The 26,443-nt window shown below is 32.2% G+C and carries 33 protein-coding genes; 16 read left to right on the forward strand and 17 right to left on the reverse strand.

Annotated elements, in window-relative coordinates:
• Positions 1 to 247 precede the first annotated feature (247 nt).
• The 3 genes from AC4PRO_RS15250 to AC4PRO_RS15260 are packed head-to-tail and all read right to left on the reverse strand — an operon-like array spanning position 248 to position 1,869.
• Positions 248 to 790: a hypothetical protein gene (locus AC4PRO_RS15250; protein WP_492117963.1), complete on the reverse strand. Its 543-nt coding sequence runs from the start codon at positions 788 to 790 to the stop codon at positions 248 to 250.
• The gene (locus AC4PRO_RS15255; RefSeq protein ID WP_492117964.1) at positions 783 to 1,535 is read right to left on the reverse strand and encodes an ImmA/IrrE family metallo-endopeptidase; all 753 of its coding nucleotides are present in this window, start codon (positions 1,533 to 1,535) and stop codon (positions 783 to 785) included. The genes AC4PRO_RS15250 and AC4PRO_RS15255 overlap by 8 nt, the downstream gene beginning before the upstream one ends.
• Positions 1,528 to 1,869: a helix-turn-helix domain-containing protein gene (locus AC4PRO_RS15260; RefSeq protein ID WP_492117965.1), complete on the reverse strand. Its 342-nt coding sequence runs from the start codon at positions 1,867 to 1,869 to the stop codon at positions 1,528 to 1,530. The genes AC4PRO_RS15255 and AC4PRO_RS15260 overlap by 8 nt, the downstream gene beginning before the upstream one ends.
• 808 nt (positions 1,870 to 2,677) lie before the next feature.
• Here AC4PRO_RS15260 and AC4PRO_RS15265 point away from each other — a divergent pair.
• From AC4PRO_RS15265 to AC4PRO_RS15290, 6 genes are all read left to right on the forward strand, one after another.
• Complete coding sequence (locus AC4PRO_RS15265) at positions 2,678 to 3,259, forward strand: Crp/Fnr family transcriptional regulator (protein ID WP_492117966.1); 582 nt, start codon at positions 2,678 to 2,680, stop codon at positions 3,257 to 3,259.
• Positions 3,260 to 3,323: 64 nt separating this feature from the next.
• Positions 3,324 to 4,268, forward strand: a complete 945-nt coding sequence (locus AC4PRO_RS15270; protein ID WP_492117967.1) for a ketopantoate reductase family protein — start codon at positions 3,324 to 3,326, stop codon at positions 4,266 to 4,268.
• Between the two features lie 768 nt (positions 4,269 to 5,036).
• Positions 5,037 to 5,729: a HipA domain-containing protein gene (locus AC4PRO_RS15275; RefSeq protein WP_492117968.1), complete on the forward strand. Its 693-nt coding sequence runs from the start codon at positions 5,037 to 5,039 to the stop codon at positions 5,727 to 5,729.
• A gap of 8 nt (positions 5,730 to 5,737) precedes the next feature.
• Positions 5,738 to 6,409, forward strand: coding sequence for a hypothetical protein (locus tag AC4PRO_RS15280; RefSeq protein WP_492117969.1), 672 nt, complete (start codon positions 5,738 to 5,740; stop codon positions 6,407 to 6,409).
• 431 nt (positions 6,410 to 6,840) lie between these two features.
• The gene (locus tag AC4PRO_RS15285) at positions 6,841 to 7,086 is read left to right on the forward strand and encodes a hypothetical protein (RefSeq protein ID WP_492117970.1); all 246 of its coding nucleotides are present in this window, start codon (positions 6,841 to 6,843) and stop codon (positions 7,084 to 7,086) included.
• Positions 7,076 to 7,819: an ATPase gene (locus AC4PRO_RS15290; protein WP_492117971.1), complete on the forward strand. Its 744-nt coding sequence runs from the start codon at positions 7,076 to 7,078 to the stop codon at positions 7,817 to 7,819. The genes AC4PRO_RS15285 and AC4PRO_RS15290 overlap by 11 nt, the downstream gene beginning before the upstream one ends.
• Before the next feature lie 131 nt (positions 7,820 to 7,950).
• On the opposite strand, the gene AC4PRO_RS15295 is transcribed toward AC4PRO_RS15290, so the two are convergent.
• The 13 genes from AC4PRO_RS15295 to AC4PRO_RS15355 all read right to left on the reverse strand — a co-directional run bounded on the left by AC4PRO_RS15295 (position 7,951) and on the right by AC4PRO_RS15355 (position 17,141).
• A complete protein-coding gene (locus AC4PRO_RS15295) occupies positions 7,951 to 8,838 on the reverse strand; it encodes a hypothetical protein (RefSeq protein WP_492117972.1) in 888 nt (295 codons plus the stop codon).
• A gap of 1 nt (position 8,839) precedes the next feature.
• Complete coding sequence (locus AC4PRO_RS15300; protein ID WP_492117973.1) at positions 8,840 to 9,682, reverse strand: HipA family kinase; 843 nt, start codon at positions 9,680 to 9,682, stop codon at positions 8,840 to 8,842.
• A gap of 592 nt (positions 9,683 to 10,274) precedes the next feature.
• A complete protein-coding gene (locus tag AC4PRO_RS15305) occupies positions 10,275 to 10,415 on the reverse strand; it encodes a hypothetical protein (RefSeq protein WP_492117974.1) in 141 nt (46 codons plus the stop codon).
• Positions 10,416 to 10,804: 389 nt separating this feature from the next.
• On the reverse strand, positions 10,805 to 11,698 hold the full coding sequence (locus AC4PRO_RS15310; protein WP_492117975.1) for a hypothetical protein: 894 nt from the start codon (positions 11,696 to 11,698) through the stop codon (positions 10,805 to 10,807).
• A gap of 5 nt (positions 11,699 to 11,703) precedes the next feature.
• Positions 11,704 to 12,972 carry an ABC transporter permease gene (locus tag AC4PRO_RS15315; protein WP_492117976.1) on the reverse strand — a complete coding sequence of 423 codons (1,269 nt, stop codon included), beginning with the start codon at positions 12,970 to 12,972 and terminating at the stop codon, positions 11,704 to 11,706.
• A 3-nt stretch (positions 12,973 to 12,975) separates the two neighbouring features.
• On the reverse strand, positions 12,976 to 13,386 hold the full coding sequence (locus tag AC4PRO_RS15320; protein ID WP_492117977.1) for a hypothetical protein: 411 nt from the start codon (positions 13,384 to 13,386) through the stop codon (positions 12,976 to 12,978).
• 39 nt (positions 13,387 to 13,425) lie between these two features.
• Positions 13,426 to 13,689, reverse strand: coding sequence for a hypothetical protein (locus AC4PRO_RS15325; RefSeq protein WP_492117978.1), 264 nt, complete (start codon positions 13,687 to 13,689; stop codon positions 13,426 to 13,428).
• Positions 13,690 to 13,693: 4 nt separating this feature from the next.
• Entirely contained in the window at positions 13,694 to 13,933 is a 240-nt protein-coding gene (locus AC4PRO_RS15330; protein WP_492117979.1) for a DUF4236 domain-containing protein, read from the reverse strand.
• Between the two features lie 10 nt (positions 13,934 to 13,943).
• On the reverse strand, positions 13,944 to 14,150 hold the full coding sequence (locus tag AC4PRO_RS15335) for a hypothetical protein (protein WP_492117980.1): 207 nt from the start codon (positions 14,148 to 14,150) through the stop codon (positions 13,944 to 13,946).
• 31 nt (positions 14,151 to 14,181) lie between these two features.
• A complete protein-coding gene (locus AC4PRO_RS15340; protein WP_492117981.1) occupies positions 14,182 to 14,340 on the reverse strand; it encodes a hypothetical protein in 159 nt (52 codons plus the stop codon).
• A 149-nt stretch (positions 14,341 to 14,489) separates the two neighbouring features.
• A complete protein-coding gene (locus AC4PRO_RS15345; protein WP_492117982.1) occupies positions 14,490 to 15,158 on the reverse strand; it encodes a response regulator transcription factor in 669 nt (222 codons plus the stop codon).
• 11 nt (positions 15,159 to 15,169) lie between these two features.
• Entirely contained in the window at positions 15,170 to 16,861 is a 1,692-nt protein-coding gene (locus AC4PRO_RS15350) for a tetratricopeptide repeat-containing sensor histidine kinase (RefSeq protein WP_492117983.1), read from the reverse strand.
• Between the two features lie 79 nt (positions 16,862 to 16,940).
• Complete coding sequence (locus AC4PRO_RS15355) at positions 16,941 to 17,141, reverse strand: hypothetical protein (protein WP_492117984.1); 201 nt, start codon at positions 17,139 to 17,141, stop codon at positions 16,941 to 16,943.
• A gap of 345 nt (positions 17,142 to 17,486) precedes the next feature.
• Between AC4PRO_RS15355 and AC4PRO_RS15360 the strand changes: the two genes are divergently transcribed.
• The 3 genes from AC4PRO_RS15360 to AC4PRO_RS15370 all read left to right on the forward strand — a co-directional run bounded on the left by AC4PRO_RS15360 (position 17,487) and on the right by AC4PRO_RS15370 (position 20,180).
• Positions 17,487 to 18,365 carry a hypothetical protein gene (locus AC4PRO_RS15360; protein ID WP_492117985.1) on the forward strand — a complete coding sequence of 293 codons (879 nt, stop codon included), beginning with the start codon at positions 17,487 to 17,489 and terminating at the stop codon, positions 18,363 to 18,365.
• Positions 18,366 to 18,749: 384 nt separating this feature from the next.
• Positions 18,750 to 19,595, forward strand: coding sequence for an RteC domain-containing protein (locus AC4PRO_RS15365; protein WP_492117986.1), 846 nt, complete (start codon positions 18,750 to 18,752; stop codon positions 19,593 to 19,595).
• 435 nt (positions 19,596 to 20,030) lie between these two features.
• The gene (locus AC4PRO_RS15370) at positions 20,031 to 20,180 is read left to right on the forward strand and encodes a hypothetical protein (RefSeq protein WP_492117987.1); all 150 of its coding nucleotides are present in this window, start codon (positions 20,031 to 20,033) and stop codon (positions 20,178 to 20,180) included.
• A gap of 475 nt (positions 20,181 to 20,655) precedes the next feature.
• Here AC4PRO_RS15370 and AC4PRO_RS15375 read toward each other — a convergent pair whose 3' ends face one another.
• Entirely contained in the window at positions 20,656 to 20,937 is a 282-nt protein-coding gene (locus tag AC4PRO_RS15375; protein WP_492117988.1) for a hypothetical protein, read from the reverse strand.
• A gap of 384 nt (positions 20,938 to 21,321) precedes the next feature.
• Between AC4PRO_RS15375 and AC4PRO_RS15380 the strand changes: the two genes are divergently transcribed.
• The 7 genes from AC4PRO_RS15380 (at position 21,322) to AC4PRO_RS15410 (ending at position 26,222) form a co-directional block, all read left to right on the forward strand.
• On the forward strand, positions 21,322 to 22,977 hold the full coding sequence (locus AC4PRO_RS15380) for a helix-turn-helix domain-containing protein (protein WP_492117989.1): 1,656 nt from the start codon (positions 21,322 to 21,324) through the stop codon (positions 22,975 to 22,977).
• 414 nt (positions 22,978 to 23,391) lie between these two features.
• Positions 23,392 to 23,685, forward strand: a complete 294-nt coding sequence (locus AC4PRO_RS15385; protein ID WP_492117990.1) for a helix-turn-helix domain-containing protein — start codon at positions 23,392 to 23,394, stop codon at positions 23,683 to 23,685.
• Between the two features lie 181 nt (positions 23,686 to 23,866).
• Positions 23,867 to 24,154, forward strand: a complete 288-nt coding sequence (locus AC4PRO_RS15390) for a hypothetical protein (protein WP_492117991.1) — start codon at positions 23,867 to 23,869, stop codon at positions 24,152 to 24,154.
• 89 nt (positions 24,155 to 24,243) lie between these two features.
• Positions 24,244 to 24,543, forward strand: a complete 300-nt coding sequence (locus tag AC4PRO_RS15395; protein WP_492117992.1) for a hypothetical protein — start codon at positions 24,244 to 24,246, stop codon at positions 24,541 to 24,543.
• A gap of 124 nt (positions 24,544 to 24,667) precedes the next feature.
• Positions 24,668 to 24,802, forward strand: coding sequence for a hypothetical protein (locus AC4PRO_RS15400; protein ID WP_492117993.1), 135 nt, complete (start codon positions 24,668 to 24,670; stop codon positions 24,800 to 24,802).
• A gap of 794 nt (positions 24,803 to 25,596) precedes the next feature.
• Positions 25,597 to 26,085 carry a hypothetical protein gene (locus AC4PRO_RS15405; RefSeq protein WP_492117994.1) on the forward strand — a complete coding sequence of 163 codons (489 nt, stop codon included), beginning with the start codon at positions 25,597 to 25,599 and terminating at the stop codon, positions 26,083 to 26,085.
• 2 nt (positions 26,086 to 26,087) lie between these two features.
• Positions 26,088 to 26,222 (forward strand): hypothetical protein, encoded by a 135-nt coding sequence (locus AC4PRO_RS15410; RefSeq protein ID WP_492117995.1) that lies wholly within the window; start codon positions 26,088 to 26,090, stop codon positions 26,220 to 26,222.
• Positions 26,223 to 26,443: the final 221 nt, after the last annotated feature.

Here is a 26,443-nt window from a genome sequence, read left to right on the forward strand (position 1 = left end):
AATAAATCTAATAAAATAATCGCTAAATCATTCTCTAAAGAAGGCCCGCTACCGCACAAATCCTTTCGTGTGGAATTCGTAAGTAGATTCTTAACGAAGAGATTCTTATAAAGTACACATGCAAATACCCGCCTGAACATCTATAGCTATGATTAATAAATAAGAAAAACCACATTGCTATAAATTTTCAAAGCAGTTTTTAAAAACTATAGCATTCATCAAGAATTTTCTTTTACGCAATATGGAACTAAAAGGAATATTTTAGCGTGTCAAAATGATGTTGAATATGATTTTTAATTATTTTGCAACAAAGGTGGCTGCTATTATTATGAGTTATTTTTACAATGCACGCATTGACTTCATCAATGGTCATGAAGCTTTTATGAATAGCTATGGCAAAAATATCCAAAGTGGTTATATAGGAAATAGCATGTGTTGCGCAATACGGTATAATGTCTTTGGTATTGCTACTGGCAATGATATGGCTGTTATATTTGCAATAGAGTAAAGTAGCGCATTCTCCACTACCTCCAATTTTTTTTTTTAATTGTATAAATTCCACCAGCAAATTTTTATTACTTGAAGTAGGGAAAACAATTTCCTCAATTCCTGAAAAAATAAAAATACTGTCAAGACTTTTATTGATATGGGTGTTGCTGCGCAATTCATTAAGCACAATATCCAACATTACCAATCGCTTCGGAAATAATTCTTGAAGTAACGAAATTTTATCTGCCTTAAAAAGGTGAATCAGTACGTCGGCATCTAATAAAATTTTAACCTTATTCATCTTCTGCTCCATCATCAGTTAGAAAATCGATATTAACAGCACTTACCAATTCATAGTAGTAAGATTCTGAAATCTTTTGTGATTCATATAACGCTTTAGCCAAACGACCATAATCCCCAATTACTTTGCCTGTATTGCCACTTTCATATAACTTAATATCATACCCTAAAATCCTGGCATATCTTTTTTTAGATAATTGTTTACAGGTATAAAATAAAGACTTATCTGCCCATCCAAGATTCCACAAACGAAATGTCACAGCATCAACTGAAACACTAAAATACTGCTGGATCTTAAACACCGTTTCAAGAGATATTCCATTCTTCGTTTTTAGTTCGATTTCCGGTATAAGCTCATAAACACCTAACTCCGGGAGCAAAAGATTGGCAGCAAAGAAATCCGCTTTCCATTCTTCTATATCCTTTTGCCCTTCAAAAAGACCCGTCACGCATCTTTGAGAGGAGAAATTTTCCTGTATAAATAAATGATAAAGCTCATGAGCGATAGTAAAATGTTGCTTTCCAATGCTGTGATTATGATTCACCATAATAAACATATTATCATCACTGGCCTTGATAGCCATACCTGCCAAATTACCAGAAAGCGATTTGTATAACGTAAGGATATTATTCTTTAAAAGAAAACTATCCAATCGAATAGGATCGGTCTCGCCGTAACCAAAGTCTTTTCGGAATTGCGTTGCCTTATTCTTAATGACATTTTGAAAATCACTATACTTAGCCATTTGCTATATCTTTCATTCTTAAATAATTTTTTACCACTTTTTGAAATGCAGCTATGCTAACCATATCATCCTGATCTATCCCATCACTTCGGAAGGCAAAAGCCAAACCCGCAGATTGATGTGTAGGATTCTCCTCGAGTAAATCTTCCAGCTCAATTCCAAATAAATTAGCCAATTTTTCCATGTTTATCATCGAGATTTCCCGCTCATTACTCTCATATTTACTTATTGTACTCCTATCAGTTCCAATAAAATTAGCAATATGATCCTGCGTATATCCCGATTTTTTACGGTAAGCACCTATATTTCTACCTATTACTTCTCCGATTTCCATAATGCTATAGTTTAATTTGTTGTCACAAATGTAACTATATAATTCAAATAAATTAAATACGTGACATTTTTTAACATTTAAAAACAAATTTTATTTTTAAAATTTTAATTACTAATCGCTTAAATTTAACACCGATCGCTCGGATATGTTAGTTAACGTTCGGTTCGTTAGCACCCGATCGCTCGGATATGTTAGTTACCCCGACCGCTCGGATATGTTAGTAATCGCTCGGTTCGTTATCGCATAATTGCATTCTGTGCCCACAAAGATTGTCTCGTCACAAAATGAATTAAAAAAAAGAATTGCAAAATCAATCTCTAAAGAAGCCCCGCTACCGCACAAATCCTTTCGAATGGAATTCGTACGAAGAGGTTCTTATAAAGTATGGATGTTAGTCGCCTTTTTAGACTCAAACTATAGTATTCAATTCGCGAATCACACACTATACTATTTGTATCTAACTCCATAAAAATATAGGTTTGACACTTAATCAAATTTATAGTAACTATGGAATAGTATGAAATAATAGGACTCGTTATTATATCGATTGGGGGGGGCTTTATTTGAGAAGGAGATTTTATTAGCACATGAGAAACAGGTATCTTAATGAAAGTTGGAGGAGTAAGTATATGAAATAAATCCAATGGTCTAGATTCATAATCTATCTGTTTTGAATGTAAAAGAACCTTCTAAATGTATTTGCGATATAATTTTTTGCACGACAAATCAACTACATTTGCTCCAAATTAAGTTCTACAGAACTTTTTAGACGCGCTGACGTTAGACATGCAATTGAAAAACCAAATTAATGGACAAATCGGTACTAAACAATTATTTCCATTCTTTATTTCCAATCCAAAAAGAAATCGTGGAAAAAATTACGGAAACATTCTGTGATTTTGCATTAGATAAAAATACTACGCTGCTGGATAAAGACACTATCAGCAGAAAAACATATTTTCTGGAGAAAGGATATATGCGCTCCTATATTCTAGATGAAGATAATAATGAAGTTACAACCAACATTTATTCAGCGCCTTGTTTTGTAAATGACTTTTTATCCTTCTTTAAAAAACAACCTACAAAAGAAATCTATCAAACCCTGACTGACTGTATATTATGGGAAACTGCCTTAGAGAATGTACAAACAAACTTTCATAACATTGCCCAATTCAGGGAGTTTAGCCGGCTTTTATTTGTTATCAATTATTATAAACTAAACGACAGAGTAATTGAAATGGCAAGTCAAAAAGCAGAAACAAGGTATTTAAACCTTTTAAAACAACAGCCACTTATTTTTCAACATGTTCCTCTTAAAATTATAGCTTCTTATTTAGGAATTACAGACAGTACATTAAGTAGAATTAGAAAAGAAATAAGTAAAATTTAATTTCTTGACATTTATCAAGTGCTTATTTATTCATGAATTTTCATCTTTGTAAAAAAATAAAAAAATGAATAAAAAACACATTGTTATTATAGGTCTTGGAGGTGTTGGTGGTTATTTTGGCTTCAAGATAAATCAATCTAACGAAAAAAATAAGCAAAATAAAATATCTTTCATAGCAAGAGATAAGACCTACGAAACTGTAAAAGAAAATGGACTAACCTTACTTTCTACTGAACATCCAATAAGTAAAACAAAACCTGATGCGATTCATAAAACAGTTTTTGACATTTCTAAACCTGATTTGGTATTTATTTGTGTAAAAGAATATGATTTAAAGAATGTTTGTATTCAACTATCCAAAGTAATTACAAAAAATACCATTCTAATACCAATGATGAATGGTGCTGATATTTATGATCGAATTCGTGAAATCATACCCAATAATACTATTTTACCTTCTTGTCTTTATGTTGCTTCCCACATAAGAGAAAAGGGCATTATTGAACATAAAGGAAAAGCAGGAAAATTAATTTTAGGCAAAGACCCAGAACATGCTTTTGAAGATATAGATTGGATTATCAATTTAATAGAAAGCAGTAAAATAGATTTTGAGTTTAAAGACAATTCTTTAGTTGATATTTGGACGAAATTTATTTTCATAGCAAGTTTTGGTTTAATAACTGCAAAATACAATTCATCAATAGGAGCCGTTTGCAGCATTCAATTACAAAAAGAAGCAGCAACGAAAATAATGGACGAAATAAAATCAATTGCAGATCGAAAGGGAATTTATCTACTAGACAGCATTATTCAAAAGACATTTGAAAAAGCAGCTACGTTTCCTCCAAAAACACCTACTTCTTTACAACTTGATTTAAATTCCGGAAAAGATAATAATGAATTAGAATTGTTCGCCGCTACTATTATCAACTACGGTAAAGAATTAAATATAAACACGCCTTTTACTGAAAATATCTATCATGAAATAAAAGCCATTCACAACAGCTAAGATGCTTGGTTGAGCTTTTAAAGCCCGCTCCTCGAAGTCTTAAAAAAATTAATGTTGAAAGACCTACTCCTACATACGAAGTATTCTGCCTTCATATCGTCTAGTGCTCGTTTGCAACAAGAGTCTCCTTCCTTTTTAAACGATTTAAAGCGTTTGTAAAGCTTCTTATTTACGTCAATATCTATATAGCAGCAGATTGAGTATTGCAATCAAAGACTACTATACTTTTCATTAGGCTGTTGCTTGCTTATTAGGTCGTTGTTGTCCAATATTTCACTCGAATTTTTACTATGTAATTCGGGAATTTCAATATTCAATTCGGGAATCAAACCCAGGCTGGCGCAAGCGTCACGCTTGTGTCCCAGAGATTCATAAACCACAATGGGATTTTATTATATCATGACCAAAAAAAACATAAAACATGCCTCAGCGGATGTAGGACTTATTTTTACAGCTTTCAACCTGCTCTGGATTTTTAACCTGATTGTCCAAAACTACTAAAAGAATATCTAAAAATACTGGCTTTATATTTTAGTGTTCTAAGAGCACTTTTTAATACTTTTTACTACCTCCAGCTCTGAGAAGTCATCCTAAGTGGTATAATAAAAACTAATCCTCTTTTTTAAACAATACAAACAGATTTGAATAGCTTTTTTAGGGCTACCTTATACAAAATTCAAACTCTTTCAACATTGAACTTTCAACAACGGCTTATCAAACCAATCATCCTTTATCCTAGATGGCATTGGAGGTTGTTTATCACCGTCAATGACAAGAGGTTTTACTGAAGAATTAATGCATGGACAGCAACTTTTAATTAGAATTTTACCCGAGTTTGAAACCAAAAAAGGAACTGATCATACTTTTCAGCTAGTCGAAGAATATTTTATATCAGATCCTGCATACACTCATTTGTTAGACGATTTTATTGAAATGCTTGTTTTTGACAGTATCATTGGAAATCGAGACCGCCACCAACAAAATTGGGCATTGATTAGAGAAATTAATTTTAAAAAACAAAAGCAAAAATATCTTTCTTTTGGAAAAAAAGATTCTTTATCAATAGAGGTTACTGGTCGTTTTTCGCCGCTATTCGACAATGGTAATTGTTTAGCTTATAATGTAATCGAAGATAAAATAGATGATTTCTTAGAAACTGATAAAATACTCGAAAAGTATTTATTTGGAGAGAAAGCAACATCTCATGTTAAATGGTTTGGTGAATCTATGACACATATTAAATTACTTAAACAAATAAATCAAAACTACCCAAAACCAATTGAGAGAGCTATTTTAAGAATAAGAGCAAAATATAATGAAAACATAATTATAGACATTGTTAATAACATTGATAATGGTGTTATATTTGCAAATGAAAAATATGAATTAACCCCAAAGAGAAAAGAGTTAATCATTAGATTAATAAAATTAAGAATAGAGAAGCTTTTAAATGACTTCTGAAATATGATATGATACTAAAAAAAAATTATTTAAGCTGGCGACAAGGAAAAGGTAAGCGCCGTTATTTAATTGGAGTTTTAACACGTGAAACTCCAACTAGTGATATTATTGTTTTCAAATACCAACCCGAAGAAGTAAAAAAGGCAACAAAAGAAGGCTTTTTGAACTACCCCGAATTCCCTGATTTAGATAAAGAATACAGTATAAATTTAAAAACAGCACTTACTCTAAGATTAATGCCTAAAAGCAGAGCTGATAGACATGATTATCTATCATTTTGGAACGCCAATGTAGAAGGACTAGACTGGTTTGATGAATTAGAATTTACACAAGGTGAACTGGCTACAGATACTTTTGAATTTCTTGGAGAATTTCCAAAAAAATATAATGGTATAGGAATCAATTTTGTTTCAAATATTGCTGCTCTTAGTCATCTGAATTTAGCGAATGATTGTGTAGAAATAGGTGATAAATTAAGATTTGAACTTGATAAAGAAAATAAATTCGACAAATTTGCTGTTAAAATTTTTAAAGGAAATAACGAAATTGGTTTTGTGAAAAGAGGACATAATCTTTTTTTTCATAAAGTACAGAATGAAGAAGTTGACATCAGAGTTACAAACCTTGATAAAAATGGTAAAATGAATCAAATATATTTTTCAGTCAAGGTTTATAACTAAATTAATTATAATGAAAAGATACCAATTAGGGTATCTTTTTTTTTACACTTAAATTCATAGTATTCAATTCGCAAATCACACACTATACTATTTGTATCTAACTCCATAAAAATATAGGTTTGACACTTAATCAAATTTATAGTAACGATGGAATGGTATGAAATAATTAGGGCTAATTGTAATATGGATTGTAGGCCTTTTCCTGAGAGTGAAAGTTTATGAGCGTATGAGAAACAGGCATTTTAATGATAGCTGAAGGAATAAGAAATAAGGCAAAAAAAACCTCAAATTGTACTTCATACTTCAATTCCTAACATTTACGCTATTCAAAACTGTAAATAGGATGGTAGCGTCAGAAATAGCATCTGCTATTTATTACTAATAATTCAGTATATTTGTATACCAAAAATAGTACTTCAATTGAATAGATTATGAAAGCAAAAATCATTTTTAGAAAAGATACTCCACAAACAAAAGCATTAGTTAAAGCTAGTAGAGTGGCGTCTAAAACAGCTAATAGAGCATCTAGAGCATTAGGTCTATCTGTTACTTATATTAAAGATGGTATTATTTATGAAGAGAGCTCAGATGGCAAAGTCTCTGTTAAACATTCCATCGAAGAAAAAGTAACAGCTCCATTTGAAATTAAAAAAGGTCTAGTGCTACATGCCAAGTAAAAAGAAAATAAGAATTTTTGCAGGCCCTAATGGTTCAGGTAAGAGCACCTTATTTAGTGAGTTTTCCAAAAATTACAATACAGGGTTTTTTATTAATGCCGATGATCTGGAACAAAAGTTATCACAGTCAGGGCTAATTGATTTAGCAGCGCTTGGCCTTGTTGCTACTCAAAAAGATTTAGATAATTTTAAAGTATTAGCATCTTCTCAATCTCTTTTCAAAAAAGCAATTGAAGAAGGGCACCTAATTGACATTGAGATTAAAGAAAATTTCATTGTTGATGCTTCAAAAGAAACTCACAGCTATGAAGGAGCCTTTATAGCTGCATTCATAAGACATTTGTTTATTGCACAAAACAAATCTTTTAGTTTTGAAACGGTAATGAGCCATAGCTCTAAAATTGATGAAATTTCCACAGTTGTAGATTTAGGATACACTGCTTATTTATATTTTGTTTGTATAGATAGTCCTGAGGTAAATGTCTCTAGGGTAAACAATCGTGTTGAAAAAGGAGGCCATAAAGTGCCCGAAGATAAAATTGTAAACCGCTATTACAGAACATTAGAAAATTTACATTTAGCATTACCTCATTGTTATCGTGCTTATTTATTTGATAATTCAGATAAAGAACAAGTTTTGATAGCTGAAGTTTACAAAGGAAATATGGAACTTAAAACAAGTAAATTGCCAAATTGGTTTATCAAGTTTGTTTTACCTTACTATACGAATTAAATTACATCAAAAGACCCGACCGCTCGGATTTACGCACAATCGTTAGCCCAATGAATGAAGTGCTGTTAAAAGATTTAAAGAATAATAATCGAGAAACGTATTGCATAAAAGAAAGGGCTGAAAAGCCCTTTTTAAAATTCTAAAGTCATAAGAAATTCAGAGAATTTAATATTGTTGGAGTTGCTAATTATTTCTGTTTCTTTTTCTAATTTATCTGGTGTAATAAAATCAAAATCGTCTTTGTAATTTTGAAAACTAAGATCAAACAATTCGTGTTGCAAGGTACCTTGGCTGGGTTCTTCAAATGCAATTTTAATTTTTTTGACTGTAGTTTTGGCTTTTATAGCAAAGACATTCAAAGCCTGTTGCAAAATTTTTGTTTCATACAAATGATGAACTACCGTTTGTTCTCCTAAACTAAAATCAACGATTTGAATGGCACTAATTGCTCCATTCTTGGTAATCAGCGGTATGTGTGTTTCTTTTAGGATACCATTGAAAGTAAAAGGGTCAAAAGTAAATTTTAAATCCGCTTTTTCGTCGAGACCTTCTTTTTCAAAAGCAGGTTTTATCTTTTTGGCAAAAGTCACCATTTCTTTTTTAGTTTCGATAGCTACCATTTCACCTACAAAGTTGTAATAGTACTGCATGAATTTCTCGGCAGTAAAATCAAAAGATAAAGAAGCAGGTTCCGAAAAAAACAAAATTCCATTATTGTATTTATTCAAATAGGAAATATAATCTTTAGAGAAAATCGATTTTTCAAACACTAATTGCTGTTGGTCCTGGGTCAGTGCTTTGTTAGCCTCAGTAACTTTTTGCTTTATTTGCTGCAAGGCATTTTTAGCCATGCTTCCAATCCCTATTTTGGTAGGAGCCAATTTATCTAGTAATCCCAATTTGTTTTTAGAATAATCAAAATAAATCTCATTTTCGGTAATAGCCAATACGCCCATAACCACTTTTTCCGAGGAAATAGGATTGGTTTGAATACTGACTATGCTAAAAAATGTTTTCATTTTAATAAATAGATTTACTGTTCAATATAACCGCTTTTACTTTTTCAATTCGTTCTTCACAAAACAAATATTCTTGTATTCGGTTCGCTAAATTAGGCGTTAATTTCCATAAATCAGCTAATTGATAAATAACAGCATCAATAACCTCTTTATGGGAAATTTTCAACAAAGGTATGAAATTATCAACAATTTTAATTATTTCTTCTTCGTCCATATAGCTAATAAAGCTCTTATAAAAATCCGATTGATGAAATTTATCTTGATTTTCGATAGGCATTTTTGAATTAAAAACGCCTATTTGTGCTACGCCACCAAAAACAAAAGCATGATCAAATGCCATTATTTTACGTTTATTACCAAATCTAACAGCCAAAAGATTATAATTAAATCCTGGATTGATAAACCGTCCTCTATCTACATTATTAATCCATAAATCAAAAAGGGCTATTTTAACGACGTCTTCTGGATTTACAATTCGACTGTAATCTCTTTTATTACTACAAGTTTCAAATTCGTTAATTTCTTCTGAAGGATCTATTCCTTTAGAACCAAAGCAAATATGGTTTACACGAAGTCGCCTGTTTTTTACGATTTTACTTTTATCCAGAGTTCCTTCGGAAATCTGAACCAAAGCAATATCTGGAGTAGGGATGTTTAAAACTTTCAATAGATAATGGGAAACTATTTCGTAAGCAAGGCAGTTGATTTCATTTGGATCAAAATCGACTAAGTATTTGCAGTAATAGAGATTACCATCGTTGCAAATAAACTTCAAAGGTGCATGACCATTTGTTTTTGTCTCTTCTAATAAAAGTTCTGTTTTAACTTTGGTAATGTCAACCATGCTATTTATTAAAAATTTGTAGTAAATATAGCGGTATTTCTTTAAAACAATCTGTTTTAATTGCGATTAATTAAAACAACATGATTATAGAAATAGTATTAGAACAAGCTACCATATCACAGGGTGCTAATTTGGGTGATACACACCCCGAACTTCCTTGATATATAACTAAAATCTCGGTTGGGATAGCACAGAATTGCATTCTGTGCCCACTAACAAAGGTGACTTTTGTGCAATTACAAAAAATTTAAAGTTCTAAATAAATCGTAAAACAACCCCGTTTAAGTTATTTTTAAATGAAGTTTTATTTTGTTACAAAATAGCTATCATTAAAAATCAGTAGTCATAAAATTGTTCTTTTTAGGTTATAAAAAGAGGTTTAAGGAGGATTGCATTATTCTAACTTCTTGAGATACAATTTCTGGTTTTGATTTTGGTTTTTTGGCAATTAACTTCAGGTATATCTTTAAGCTATAAGTCAGTAGTTCCAATAAAATGTGTTTGTTGGCTTTACTATTGAAAACCTTTATATCAAAACACAAAAACCTTTCAAATTAATGATAGGTTTTTGCAAGTGAAATTAAAACCAATCTCAGTCTTTGGGCTGATGTTTATGAGGTTTTAATGTAGGATGCTTTGGTTGTGTTTCAGGGTTAGCCCGCCTTCTTTTATCATCTGACCCACTTTCAGTCTTTGGTTTAGGACCAGGTTTAATAGCTTGAATTTTTTCCATAGTAATTGATTTTAAATTTATAAATAAGATATTGATTTTTTGGATTCTAGATAGGGGAACACCTATTTATGAATTCTCTTTATGCTTTAGCGTCCCTATGATATATTTTTCTGCTGTTCCAGTCCATTTAAGTCCTGCCCCTTCTGAGCAAAGTATTCCCCATTTCAAAAGAAGCTTTGCAAACCCCAATTGCCACAGATAAAAACCTTTGTTTCTTCGACCTGAAAAGAAGTCAGTAAAACCCACAATAGTAAAACAGTGATTCTCATATATTTGATTTTTTAATATAGTGCTGCTTAATTTACTTCCAGTTCATACTCATTTTCTTTTTCATCCGTGGCTTTCAATTTGTCCTAATCCAGATCGATACCGTCAGGTACTACCATTTATTAGGGATTTAACACAAAGCCCTTTATTACCTTTTCCATATTCGAAGGCAAATCTGCATTCTTAATCTCGAAACGCTTCACTTTCATTTGAGTAAACCAATTACTCCAATATTCCTTGATAACTTTTCCTTCATAAGGATTTTTTTTATCCGGATTTACACCTAAAACTAAAATCTCTAGGTTTGATAAATTATCATTTGCTTTAATGAACCCGTATTTTTTATCACTCATTTTCTTTTCCCAGTCTTTCGTATTTAAACCATTATTTTTAATTAATCCTGGCGTAATATAAGAAGTTAAATTATCCTCTTTTAGTTTTGTGTCTTCATGAAATAGGTACCCGTCCGTTACTATAATTAGTATATTTCTGGACATTTTGTCGATGCACTGGTCTTTTACCTTATTCTCAAAAAAACGCCATATATCCGAACCGATGTAGTTTTTGTCTTTCAGCGCTAAATCGTATATTTTTGCAGTTTGAGCAGCATAGTTACTGTTTATAGAATTTAAAAATTCTTTTTTTGCATTATTTTTATCAATTGAAATCCGCAAATTTTTAGATATTGAATTGATTCCCGAGTTTAAAGGTTCTGGATTAAAAAATAATTGCATTTTATCATTAATCTGATGTACTCTTTTTGTTCTGACATGTTGCGTAAAAGCTTCGGAAATAGATTTAATATACGCCAAATCCCTTATATAATATTCCATCGTGGGATTCGGATTTTTTTGAATACTTATTCGATCAGACAAGTCCAGCAATATGCTGATATTGTAATTCTCGACAAGCGGTTTCTTAGTTTTTTTTACGACCTTTTCATGTGCATCATCTTTACAGGAAACAGCCAAATTAACTACAGTAGCCAATACAATGATTTTAAATATATTTTTCATAGTAATCAGTTTTTAGAATAAACAAGATGTTGGAAATCTGGATCAACGAGGTTTAGCTTGTTTAAATGGTCATCCGAAAGAACGTCGCACATTTCCAACAATTCTAATTTTTCTTTATGCGGTAGAGCAATTTCTGTACCTATAGCTTGGAACCATCCTTCCTTATACTGATGATGGTAATGAAGGTATTCTTTAACCGGAAATACAAATCCATCAATTTTAGACTGTAGTTCCGCTATTTTTCCGTTAATAGTTACTACTTGTTGCTTGAAATCATCGATTTTAATCTTGGTTTCTTCTTTCAATTTATCCAGGTCGATAAGCTTCTCTTTTTTCCCTCTAATAAAAGCCCTGATTTTATCAATGTTTTCGAATTCCTTCATGACAAAATCAAATACTAAACCCCAGATAATGTATACCACAAATCCGGCGAATATTATCATCCAAAATTCCGCTTCCCTTACACCAATACTTAAATTATAGGGCAATGAATCAGGCGTCTTATTGAAATCGTATATTTTTTTTTCGATAATGAAGGCCAACAGTCCGTCAAACAGAAAAGTAATAGCAAACAGCGCTATCATTCTAAAAATAGTATTTGTTCCTTTTGTTTTTTGTACCATGTGAATCACATAGCCCAATCCCATAAATACAAAAGGAATTGTAATAACTAAAATACCTTCGAGCCAACTGTCGGTAAAAGAATTGGTCAATGCATCGGCATCAAAGATTGCAGCTGTTATACTGTCATCGGAGAATTCTTTAAAAAAAGCGCTATAAGATGCCGAAATATAAAAAACCAGCAAATAGAGCGTTATGGGCAATAATAAAATTAATCCAATATAAAATTGAGCTTTTAATCCTTTACCATCTTCAATTCCATATTTATCGGGATTACGCTTGACTTCAACTATTTCATGTTTAATATCATCAATAGAATCAATAACGTCTTGTTCCTTTTTTTCATAAATACCAATAGCAGCATCACATTTTTTGAGCTCACTCCTATTCTTTTCCTGCTCCTCTCTATAAGGTTGCTTTAATTGATCCTGCTCCAGTTTTTGTTTCCTACACTGATCTTCAAAACTCATATAAAGATTTTGAAGGCATGCTTTTAAGACAATAGGTCTTCCTGTTGCTTTTACTGAGGCGGCAAAACCACTTTGATAGTAAGTTATTCTAATCTGCTCCCTGTCTTCTTCTTTTTCTTCAAAAGCATTTACGGGGACTTCTTCTATCTTTTTTAAGCTAAACAATTGTGTAAGTGATTTCATAACTTAGGAATTTAACTGACTAATAATTTCTTCTTTTTGGATATTCTTTTTTACGCAATCAATGAGATAATCCGCGAGTTCATCAATATTTTCATCTAAAAAATTGAATTTCTTGCAGTACTTTTTTAGCATATTAAGTTCGTCAATAGTAATTTTACCGTCAGCCCAAATCATTCTCGTAAAATCATACAAATACTCAATTCTAGTATTCAATTCTTCGGGAATACTCAATTCACTGTTAATTGGATTGAGGAAAAGTTTATCTAGTTCTTCTCTGGGAATTCCACGTTCATCGGCGAAATGATATAACATCTGAAGTTCCAGTACATCAAATTGATCATCCGACAATGCCATTTGGTACAATCGTAAAAAATGGCTTTTCAATTGAATAGTCATAGTAGTATGTAAATCCATATCTTTTAAAAAATTAAATTAGTCATATGTTATTGTTATTTAGTGTTTTCTCACTTTAGTACTATTCTTAGCACTTTTAGTTTTTGTGGAAACAGTCTTCTTTTTACTTGCTGGTGCGCATACACCACATGAACCACCTTCCTTTGCACAATGTTTGCAGCCAGAACAGTTTTTACAGGCAGTACAATATTCCGTACCAGAGCAACCCCTACCTTCAATTGTTGCTGCTACTAATTTTTTGGATTGAGCTGATGTGATGCTTATTGTGAAAAATAAAAGGAATAGTGGAAATATTTTTTTCATAATTTTAATTTATGATTTGATATAGTGTAAAACCTATTGTAAGGTATAGTAGTAGTGCCACAACACATCCTTTTGAATTTATTGCCTTTCTATAACTAACTCCTTGCAAGCCTGTTTTAACAGAAACTCCTTTACTACTTACAGTTCCTATTTTAGTTCTTAAGCTTGGAGAAATCCCTGACTTACTTACATTTAAACCAAGTCCTCCTCCAAGGTTAATTCTTTTTTGAAATCGAAAATCCATTCGCTAAATTTTAGGTAGTATGACAATCATTAGAACATGTTTTACATCCATTGGATTTAGAATACGTTTTCTTTGCTTCTATAACTGGTCCTTTACAGTTTGAATGCTCTCCTAAATATTTTCTATTATCAGAGTTTGGAAGATAATTACAATCTTCAGTATGCACTTCATGGTCTCCGTTTGACTGTGCATTTTTGTTTACATAATACTTTTTCATGGTTCTTACTTTTTAGTTGTTTTTATTTTTTTTACTTTCTTTTCTTGTAGTGATTATTTGTTTTTACGTTTTTGTAGGTCCCTCCTTTGTGAGAACTTCCTTTGCCACTTTTATAATGCCCACTTTGAGCATCAACACTACTTCCAAAAAGGAAGAAAAAAAGAATAAATAAAACAGCTGCTTTTTTCATATTTTTATATTTAATAATTTATTCAAATATAAAACCATTAAAATTCAACCCCTTACGGTAAACCGTAATAGGAATAGTTATTTTATTTATCGCATAAAAAAAGCTCCAAAAAGAAGCTTCATAAATCATTATATAATATAAAAGTGTCATTAAATTATGCCTAAATCCTTGGCTATGGCTACTAGATGTACTGTATTATTTGCTTTAAAATAAATTTTGAGTTTATTGATGTGCTTTTCAATCGAACTTTTACTATTAGGTGTAATACCATCTTGTTTGAATACTGTTTCCATATTTTCCTGCGTTATGCCGATGGAAAGATTTTTAATCAAAATAATGTCATATTTATCTATTTCACTTGTAGTTCTCTCTTGCAACAGATACAGTAATTCAGGAGATATATTTTCTGGTTCATTCTTGTAGGCTTTTTGAATGGCTATTTTTAGGTCATATATCGTGTTTCTTCCTTTTACGACATAACCATCTATATCCAAATCATCAAATAGAAATTTAATGCGATGTGCTCTGTCTTCAATCGAAAAAACAATTATTTTAATGCTAGGATACAACTCTTTAACTGCCGCTACTAATTCTTCACCTGAATTGAGTTTGTTCACGCGGTGATCTTCTTTAAAGGATAAATCAGAAATAAGCAATTGAAAAGGGCTATTGTCTAAATCCGCTTTTTTAATTTTCAACAACGCTTCATCACAATATTTTGCATATTGAATTTCGGGAACATCCAGTTCCTTGAGTATTTGAGCCGCACCCACATCATTAAAATCAATATCATCTGCAATTAAAACTTTTGTAAACATATTTTGCTGTATTATTTAGGAAGTAAAATTTTAGCTTTGAAACCTTTATTGGTTTGAGAATCAAAAGTAAGTATTCCGTTTACAGCCTGAATACGGTTTTCCGCATTTTGGAGTCCATTTTTTAAAATTAGTTTTTCCGAGAAACCTATTCCGTTATCTGAATAGTTAATGATGATATCATTTTGTTCATTGTCAAAACCAATGACCACAAAACTAGCTTGGCTGTATTTTTTCATATTAACCATCAGCTCTTGCAAGACTCTTTGCAACGCTATCTTTTTTTCGTTTTGAACTTTTGACCAATCTATTATATTTCCATTTTTTATAATAACTTCAACACTGTCACTTTTATAACTACTGAGCATTTGTTTGAGATTGTGTTCAAAACTTTCTCCTGTCTCTATCGTACTATTCTCCTTAGAGAAATCTCGTGTTCTAATGTATATTTTATCAAGGTTGTCTAACAGCGTTTCCTTTTTTATAGGGTTTTGTAAATCTTGGGTTTCTGCAAAAGTCATCGTATAAAAAACATCATTAGCGAGTTCATCATGAAGTTTTTTAGAAATTCGAGTTTCGGTATTGTAACTTGCTACTAATAGCTCTCGTTTACTTTTATTTCTAAAATAGTGGATAAGGAAACCGATTCCTCCAAGTAAAAAAAGGAATCCAAATACTAAGAGATACTTCTGGCTTTTTTGTGTTTCCAGTTGGAGTAAGGTTTCCGCTCTTTGCCCCTTGTACTTTAAATTTTCCAAAGTCGCTTCTCTGGAATCATACTTAATTTTAGCAAACTGATTTTTAGCATTGTTTCGTACTGTTTTAATACTATCATTAAGATTTACAAACAATGCGGCATAACTATTAACCCCTTTTTCTAGATTGTAAGACATTAAGAGTTCCAATGCCTCCAATCGTTCATCTATACTTTTATACTTTGTGGCTACTTTATAAGCCTGCAATGCATTCTCCTTCGATTTTTGATGATCTCTATTTTGATAAAAATCCGCTAAATGCAAATAGCTTTCAATACTTCCATAGGAATCATTAATACTAGTTCTAATTGTTAAAGCCTGTTCCATTAATGTTAGTCCCTTCTGAATTTGATTGTCTTTGTAATATGCAAATCCCAGATTGTCAATAATTCTAGCTTTCTTATTCTGTAATGTATCTAAAACATCCGATTGTAAAATGGGCTCTAAAAGAGCAATAGCCTTTCCATACTTTTTTTTCTCCATATAAACAGTAGCGATGTTATTGAACGCTGTCAATCTGGATACGGAATCGTTTGCTGCCTTTAAAACTTTAGTAAAGTAAATAACGGCGTCATCGTAATTCATCAGTTCTTCTGCTGCAATCCCAAATAAATTATTTGCGGCCATTCGATATTGCAAATCATTATTTATATAGGGTAAAGCTTCGGTCATGGTTTCTTCACTGCTATAATAATCTCCAGAAGTCTGTTGGATTTGAGCCATTCCAATATAATTATAGGCAATGTAAGTACTATTGCCTTCCTCTTTAAATAATACTGTAGATTTTAAATAATAATAGAAAGCACTATCTAATTTATTAGCCCTAAACAAGGAATCAGCAAGTGTCGAGAATTTTTGGGCTTGTATTTTTTTTGGACTAACTCGTTTTGTAGAAGTAATAGAAACTGTATTTGCACTCTTTTGACAAGATGCAATTGAAAAAAAAAGCAATAAAATAAAAATCGGGGAACGCACCATATAAAGTAACTTTCCCCGAAAATAGTATTTAATTGTAAATTAAAGCTTATAATTATGGATTTTTTGGAGGTGTTACGATAATTACTTCATTACCCGGCCCACCCTCACTAGCATTGGCTGTACTGGAACTAACGAAAGGAATTGTATTATTTTCTTTTGATTGTGGCGTTGAACCCTCAATTACTTCAGCGTCACATGACACCATTGTTAAACTCGATACTACAAAAGCAGCTATAAAAAATATTTTTTTCATGATTGTAATTGTTAAAAATTGGACATAGGTTTGGCCGTTCGATATCTTTAATCGAATAGTTAATATTGGCTAAACCATTAAAATGAGAACAGTTTGTTTTGGTTTCGGGAAGTAAAGTGAGCTAGTACAGAACCGTTTAATTATACTTCCCGGAATAAAAATTCTGTTCTGTATAGCGTCACTTTTATAGAAGTAGTTTTGTACATTTGTCCGTATCGCGAAATAGAACAAGAACTAATCCTGAGGCAAAGTAATGATGCTTCTGAAGTAAAATTGATACGGAATTCCTATGATTCCCAGTATGACGAAGGATTCCTGAAAATTCCTAAAAATTCTTTTAAGCTTATGGTGAAAAATACTTTAGAAGATTATAAAGCAGCTATTAAATTGAAGTATGAAATGGAGAAAAGTGGAAGTCATTCCGGTTTTTTACTAAATCCTTCCCGTGCTAAATTGAGAAAATTGTGTGGCGAGTTATTTAAAAATAATGCTAGCACTGATGATCTTAAAAGCTTTTCCGCTTTTTTTCAATTTGATTTTCTTCCAAATTGTTCCAATAAATTAAAAGAGCAAACAGATAAATTCAGGCCTATTGAAACATTTTTTAAAGGAGAGACCGATTTAACTGATATTGAAGCAGTGAATATTGCAGCAATATTGGTCGATTTTAATCCGCGGCCGTATCTTAAATTTTCAAAATGGGAAACTTTTAAAAAAGAGGATATCCCCATTACTAGCGTTGAAAGTACAGATACCTACGATGTTTCCGGAGCGTATGAGATTGTTAAAAAAAATAGCCTTAATGCTAATCAATCAATTGAGCCCTCACACTTTAAAAAGCAAAAGAGTGTCATTTTTCAAAAACGACATATTATTCCTGCAGTGTTATTAACTATAATACTAAGTGGTTTTGGATACCGCCTTTTACCCAAAAAGGAGTGTATGCAATGGCAAAAAGACCATTACGAGGTGGTTGTTTGTGAAAGTAAAGGAGTCGCTATTGTAAACTTGTATTCAAAGCTACCTTTAAATGAAAACATGCTGAATTTCAAAAAAATTGAAGTTTGCGACACAACAACCTTTTTTAGGCATAATAAACCTGTATTATGGTATTGTAAAAATGGTAATCATCTTGATTTTTTTAATGCACCCGGGTTCCACCCAGAAAATGAAAAAGCTTTAAGACCCATTACCCAGTATATGATTGATAAATATGTGAAGTAAGAGTAGGATCTACAAAATAATAAAGCGGTACTTCATAACTACAATTGTAAATCATTCAAATTCCTTCCTCGGTATTTCAAATCATATAAAAGCTTTTAACTACAGTAGTTTAGCGCCTTTTATGATTCTAATCTTGTCGCATATTTAGTAAATACTTGCGACTTTTTTTAATTAAGCTTTAGCAAATAAAATTCCTATTTACCAAAACTATAATTCCCCAAAATAACTTGTGAATACAATTCCCTTGGCACAAAATAGAGTATGCAATTCAGGAATTTCAATATTCAATTCGGGAATCAAACACTAGATAATTTGCACCGAATATAATCACCATATAGATTTGTTTCTGATTAAATCAAGATCACAAAATCTAAAAGTCCTGCAATGAAATTATTTTCTCAATCCCTCCAGTCGGAATTAGACCGACAATTAGAATTGATGCATGTAGAAAGTACAAATACAGTTCATTATTACGAACAGGCCATAAAAATCCTGATTGCGGGTTTAGAAAAATTAAAAATCTTCTTTATAAAATACAAATTCCAAGATAAAAATGAGGAGATTGAATTTTTCAGAGACATCAAACCTATGTTTGCGGGAAGACTCATTTATTACAATGAAATTTACAATATTGAAACCAATAAACCATACGGTTCAAAAAAAACACTTCGTAAATACTACAATACTGAATTATTAAAATTAAAAACATTCTTCGACGAAAATCAGGAATTTTACCGCTACTACCGCACAAATAATCGATGCCTTGACAAAAAATATTTTATAAGAGGAAAATACGATATAAAACTGACACTCGATAGCTTTTACTTTCAGGCAGATCAACGTTTTTCAACTTCACATGACTATAAATTGGCAAAAATTCTGGCCAATGATTTAATTAAAAACTACTTAGAATCAGAAATTGCAAAAATAGAGCATAACAGCGACCAGCTACAGCCAACTATTCTACCTTCCAAAAAACAGAAATGGACAGGCTCAAAAGTTGAATTAATTGAAATAATATACGCATTACATACAGAAGGTGTTTTTAATAATGGAAAATCCAGTCTAAAAGAAGTAGTAAGTTATTTTGAATCCGCTTTTGATATAGACTTGGGGCAATTCCACCGTGTTTTTATCGAAATCCGCAACAGAAAAACGGAAAAAACCAAATTCATAAATACCCTCAAAAACAAACTCATCAACCGCATGGACGAAGCAGATGAAAATTAAAATCAAAAAACACTTCTAAGTTTTTCCACCCGCCCTACTATTTTTATCACTAAAATCACCAGTTTAGATTCGCCCTTAAATTAAAAACGTAAAAAAAACAATGAAAAAACGGAGTGGCAGCAGTCCGCGAGTTGAGCCTCAAAGGCGAACGGCTCGGGCTGCGGAACAGAGTTTTGAAGTAGTTTTTGAGTTATTAATTTTCAGGCTTGATTTTTTGTTGTGCCATCGGGTTGCACATCGTATTAACAAACCTTCCGGTACAATGCCGTTGTAATATGAAAACAGTATTCCGAATTCCTTCGGAATACTGAATTGAATACACAAACGGTATTTCTTTTGCACCAAGTCAAAAGAAAAGAACATCTTCATGAAAATTACTCTCATTAAATATCCACTATTCGCAAACTCGCCCGTAAATTAAAAACGTTAAAAACAATGAAAAAACGAAGTGGCAGCAGTCCGCAAGTTGAGCCTAAAAGGCGAACGGCTCGGGCTGCGGAACAGAGTTTTGAAGTAGTTTTTGAGTTTTTAATTTTCAGGCTTGATCTTTTGTTTCTTTTGCATCAAGGCAAAAGAAAAGAATAACTTCAAGAAAACCACTAGCCATTCAGTACCCTTAAACCCGCGCTTAAATTAATAACGTCAAAAACAACATTTGAAATTAAAAGGAGGACAGCCAGTGGCTGTCAGGTAAACTACAAAAGACAGTTTTTTAAGTTTTGAATTTTCAGGCAGTGAAATCGAAGATTCATGAATACAAAAAAACAATATTAATGCACGAATATTTTTTTGTTATCAACACCCTGAGCGGAGCCGAAGGCCTCATCAAGACAAATCGAAGATTCAGACACTCGAGTGAAGCGAACACCAATAAAAGTCAAGTGAGCTAAAAAAGTAAAATCTAGAATCAGAGACTATTCGTTATTGAAGATACAAATCAAATATTCAGCGAATACCACTTAAAATAAAAATCTGATAAACTAAAAAAAAGGCTGCCTAATTTTAGAGCAGCCTTATAACTTTGATTGCAATAAATGCCAATCTTAAAAACGGAAGTTAACTACTTATTAATAACAGCATTCCCTATAAAATGGGTGATAAGTTTTTTCCAGTCTGGATCAACGGCCTCATCTGTCTCTGTTGTACTTGCATAAGTCAATAAGTTTTCCGTGAGCGGCACTGCATCCCCTATTCTGGGAGTATAATATTGAATTTCGTTCTTCGCATCTTCCTTACCTATCGTATCGCCTGATACAAGAGGACTATCGATAGTACAAGAAGCAAGTGTGAATAGAACGGATAAACAAATTAATGTACTTAAACCTAAATAGAATTTTTTCATCTTTAATAATGTTTTAAATGTTACTGATTACTTTTTAATCAGTTCATTTCTCCCGGGATAATCTGAACAATTTTGATGGTGGTTTTGCTCATAACAAAACCGTTTGAATTCAGGGCAAAACTAATGGGCTATTTCCCCTCATGCAAGCCAACAACTGTTCAATTCGGGAATTTACAATATGAAATTCCTGAATTGAACACAGTACATTTATCTATAAAAGACAACTATGCAGCAAGTTAAACTCAAGAAAACGAAAGAATCCTTAATAAGGGTAATTCTTGTAATCAATTACATTATTTTAGCTACATTTATTTTACAAAACATAATCCCAAAGACATTAATCTTAAGTTTTCTAATCAGTAAGCCCCCCAATCTTTTAGAAATATGCCGAAAAAACACTTACTTATAATATGGTTATGTCTGTATTATAATGCTTATGCACAACAAAACAATTTTGTTATTCCAGACAGCCTCTCAACCAAAGACTATGAATATTTTAGCAGCAACATCCTGTATGAGGAAAAAGATAGTATCAAAGAAATGCTGTATGCACAGTCATGGTTAGCCAAAGCAAAACGGGAGAAAAACTACGGCCAAAAAGCGCAGTCCTATAAAGCCTTAATTTATACTAGCGATAAAAAGCTACAACTTATCTATGCCGATAGTATGTTGATAGCGGCAAAAAAAACAGCTGATTTTGCATTAATCGGTTCGGGTTATATGACGAAAGGGGTTATCCAATACGATCGTAAAGAGCACATGAAAGCACTGGACAGCTACCTAATAGCGGACGAATACATTTCGAAGACACACAACCAATATCAAATTCACAAAGTAAAATATGGCATTGCTCAGATCAAATATTACCTTGGATTTTACGATGAAGCAATAGCACTATTTAAAGAATGTTTAGGTTATTTCAAGGATGAAAATAAACGTGCCTATCTGAATACACTTCATTCTTTAGGGCTTTCTTACAACCGCATAGGTAAATATAAGTTATGCAGCCAGATGAATCAGCTGGGACTGATCGAGGGCAAGCATTTAAAAAACCTAGAAATGCATTCGTACTTCATCCATTCCGAAGGCGTAAATCAGTATTTTAAACACAATTATCCTGACGCAATAAAGAAGTTGACAAAGGTACTGCCTGCTTTGAAAGAAACTAAAGATCTTACAAACGAAACGACGGCCTATTTTTACATCGGTAAAAGCTACTGGGCTCTAAAATTGCAGGAAAAGGCATTACCATACTTAAAAAAAATAGATGAAGCATTCCAAAAACAAAAGTACATACGCCCTGATTTACGGGAAGCTTATGAACTATTAATTCATTATTATCAGGAACAAAACGACAAAGAATTAGAGTTATATTATGTCAAAGCCCTTTCAGAAGTAGACCAAGTGCTGATTAAGGATTTCAAATACCTTTCAGGGAAAATACACAAAGAATACGACACAAAAAAATTACTGCAAACTCAAAGAAACATTGAACAATATTGGACAATTGTAGTCTGCACTATAATTTCCATAATGACAGTAATTATAGCAGTATTGGCGCACAGACACTATAAAAATAAAAGATTATTTGAAGAGTTGATGAATCGCCAACCGGAAAAATCCAAATTATTTGTAGCAAACGGAAGTAAAGAACTCGATGTAAATCCTGAAGTAGTTGCTGCAATTCTAAAAAAATTAGAAAAATTCGAATTCAGTAAAAAATATCTCGAAAAAGAGATGAATTTATTGAAATTGGCTTCTTTATTGAATACAAATACCAAATATGCTTCAAAAATAATTGCAAAATACCGTAACAAAGGAATCATAGAATATATCACTGATCTTAAAATTGATCATATCATAGAATTGCTTAAAAGCGACAATAAATACCGTATTTACAAAAACAAATCTCTTGCAGACGAAGCTGGCTTTGGTTCTACTCAAAACTTCACAAGAGCATTTAAAACCCGTACAGGCATATCCCCTAGCTATTTCTGTACGGAATTAAACAAATCATTAGCAGTAAACACTTTACAGTAATTATAAATGAATTCAGATACTTCTTTTGCCTCATCAACATTTATTATCTCTAAAAATACCGTCTTAGATTCGCCCTACTATTTTTATACCTGAAAATCACGGAGCGGATTTTTTGCGTTGGCCGGCGCGAGTGGGCCCGGAGACGAGGAGGAACGACGAGCAGCTGGGGTCACGATATAGAAAATTTGTCCGATGATTTTTGGGATAAAAATCGTGAGGCAGTGAAATCGCAGATTCATGAATACCAAAAAGACAATAAATAACCATGAATAATTTTTTGTTACTTTTTTCATCAAGGAAAAAAGTAAACCCTTCAATAATTCCACTTTTTTCTATCACAACTTGTGAACCACTTGTGATATAAAAATATCCAAAACCTACACTTTTGTACCATAACAACTTAAAACACAAGTTATGGCAATCGAAATCCTTACAAAAGAAGACCTAAATCAATTTCACAAATCTCTTTTAGAAGATATTAAAGAAATACTTAAAGGCAAAAATGCCCAGTCTAAAAAATGGTTAAAATCCACTGAAGTTAGAAAGCTTCTTAACATCTCCCCTGGTACGCTCCAAAACCTTCGAATAAACGGAACACTTACCTATACAAAAGTGGGTGGTATACTATATTATTCTGATTTAGATATAGAAAAATTACTCGAGATCAACACAGTACAAGCTGCACCTGATCTATTTAAACAGCAATAATTAATCTCATCTGACATTGATTTTAATCGCATCAAAAAAGGGATCTCATCATCATTATTATTGTAATCCCGTAAAAAAGATGTCCTCCTAGGAAAGGATCTCATAACCATTAACAAAAACCGTATAAAAGTCCCTCTCCTTTGGAGAGGGGTTTAGGGAGAGGATAAACCACTAACTTCGAATGAACTACATAAAACACTTAACCGGATTTTTTGATAAAGTATCAAAAGACATAATTCTCAATCCAACACACGTTAGTTTATACATTGTATTAGTCCAATTCTGGAATTGCAATCGATTCAAAAAAAACCCAATCAGTATTTCTCGTGATGAGGTGATGCGAATCAGCAAAATTAGTTCCAAAGCAACCTATCACAAATGCTTAAAAAACTTGCATTCTTTGGGGTACATCAATTACGAGCCATCGTATAATCCGTTCAAAGAAAGTCAAGTATACCTATTTAAGTAAGCTGACGAACTAAAACCAATGCCCAAAAGTGAAAGAAACACCAGTTCAAATATATTGAACCAGTTTTTAAACTAGTTGATGAACAACTAGTGAACAAGTCTTATACTTGTAGTGGTACAGGCACTAAACAAGCGCTAGTACCTCATATAAATAATACAAACAATCAAAACATTATAAAGATTGTAAACGGGAATAAGCAAGCGCAAAATTTTCAAGATGACGGTTCATTTTTTAAAAAAGTAGATACTGAAATGCCTTTGGCATTCGCTGACACCAATAAAAATCAAACTGAAAGCAGTCAGCAAAACAAAGAAAAAAAGTTGCGCGAAAAAAAGAAATCCTTTTCGGATTCAACGACACAGAAAATAAGCAAAAAAAATAGTCGATAAAGAACCACCACCTTTCGAAGAAGTCAAAACATATTTCCTAGAACAAATCTTCCCAGAAATCGAAGCACAAAAATTCTTCAATTACTTCTCCAGCAATGGATGACTGGTAGGTGGCAAAATCCCAATGGTCGAGTGGAAAGCCGCAGCACAAAACTGGATTATAAACGCAAACAAATTCAACACCAATGAACAAAATCGACCTACCAGAGCAAAACACCTCACCACTATCACCAACAAAGACTATTCCGAGCCTTTGTAAGCGTTTCGTCAGTTCGAGTGTTTTTTGTGTAATGCAACGAAACAAAAAAGATATCGAGAATATCTCCAAAACCTAAAAAAAATCAAATGGATCTAGAAATAAAATCCCAGTACAACTACGATCAAGTAATCCTTTGACTCGAAAAAAAGGTGTAGAATTATACGGAAATTATTTCAAAATCTTAGAAACTGACCATCCAAAAATTTTCAAACTCATTGCCTATTTCCTAAAAGTTGAACAAACTTGTTTTCACTTCAATATAAATCTTAATAAAGGCATTATGCTTTTGGGTCCAGTGGGTTGTGGTAAAACATCCCTGATGAATATCATGAAACACCTCACTCCTATCGAACATAAATTATATGTAAAGCCCTGCCGTGACATTAGTTTCGAATTCATCCAGGACGATTAGTAAATTATCCATAAATACAGCAAGTCCCGACAATATCAATCCGAAGCCAAAACAATTTGATTTGACGATTTAGGTATAGAGAACAATCTAAAATACTTTGGAAACGAATGCAACGTAATGGCAGAAATACTATTATCCCGCTACGATTTATTTACATCTAAAAAACTATAAACTCACATCACCATCAACCTGTCTGCATCAGAAATCGAAACCTATTACGGAAATCGGGTCCGCAGTAGATTAAGGGAAATGGTGAATTTAATCGCTTGCGACAAAACCGCTAAAGATAAACACTAAAAAATAGCTATTGCTGAGTAAAGTCGAAGCACAAGCCTAGGAACGCATCTTAATTCTTGATACTCAATTCTTAATACTTCTAAAAATGAAATCCATCAACACCTTCTGGAACTGGTTCCAAGACAACCACTACACGATAAAAAATATCGGTAATGAAACACCTAAAAACCAAAAACAAATAACTTTTTGGATAAACAAAAACCTGAACTATTATTGCAAGGATATTAACTTTATGATTGTATTTCCAAAAAACTTAACATCTAAATCCGAATTCATTATCACGGCTAATGGCAACCACAACTATTTCAATCAGGTAATTACTTTAGTGGATAACGCTGCTCAATTAAAAACATGGAAATTCACCGCCTTTATTCATCCTACAGCTGAAATTGATAAAACTATTGATGGTCTGGACGAGCCCTATATTTTTGAATACCTTACGCTAAAAATCAGTGAACTCAAATTTTTGATATTGAATTATGATGAAAACACGGCTAAAACAGACATAATATTTTTTTTAAAAACTATTATATTTATTGCGATAGTAAAGCACTTCCCCAAGCTATTTTCATAATAATGCAAAATCTTGTGGGAGAAAAATCATTGTTTCAAAACATTAATTTTGTTCAACTGGCACAAATGCCTGAAAATGATGAAAATTTAGTTTATATGTATGATTTACAATATTTTATTGACGAAAATATCAATTGAAAAGGTAGCACTATCGTAGGAAGTATTCAAAAATTATAGGCTACCAACTCCTAATTATTGTTAAATAGAAATGATGGGTAACGCCATTAGCATTTAAAAAAGAGAACACTTTACTTTAGAACGAACAATGTGCTTCACAATATTGAAAAAGAGCGATTGGTCTTCATTTTCATTCCATTTTAATTTCCAAAAAGATACATTTTTTAAATAAAATTTCAACG

Source organism: Flavobacterium sp. DW-iso2 (assembly GCF_058725285.1).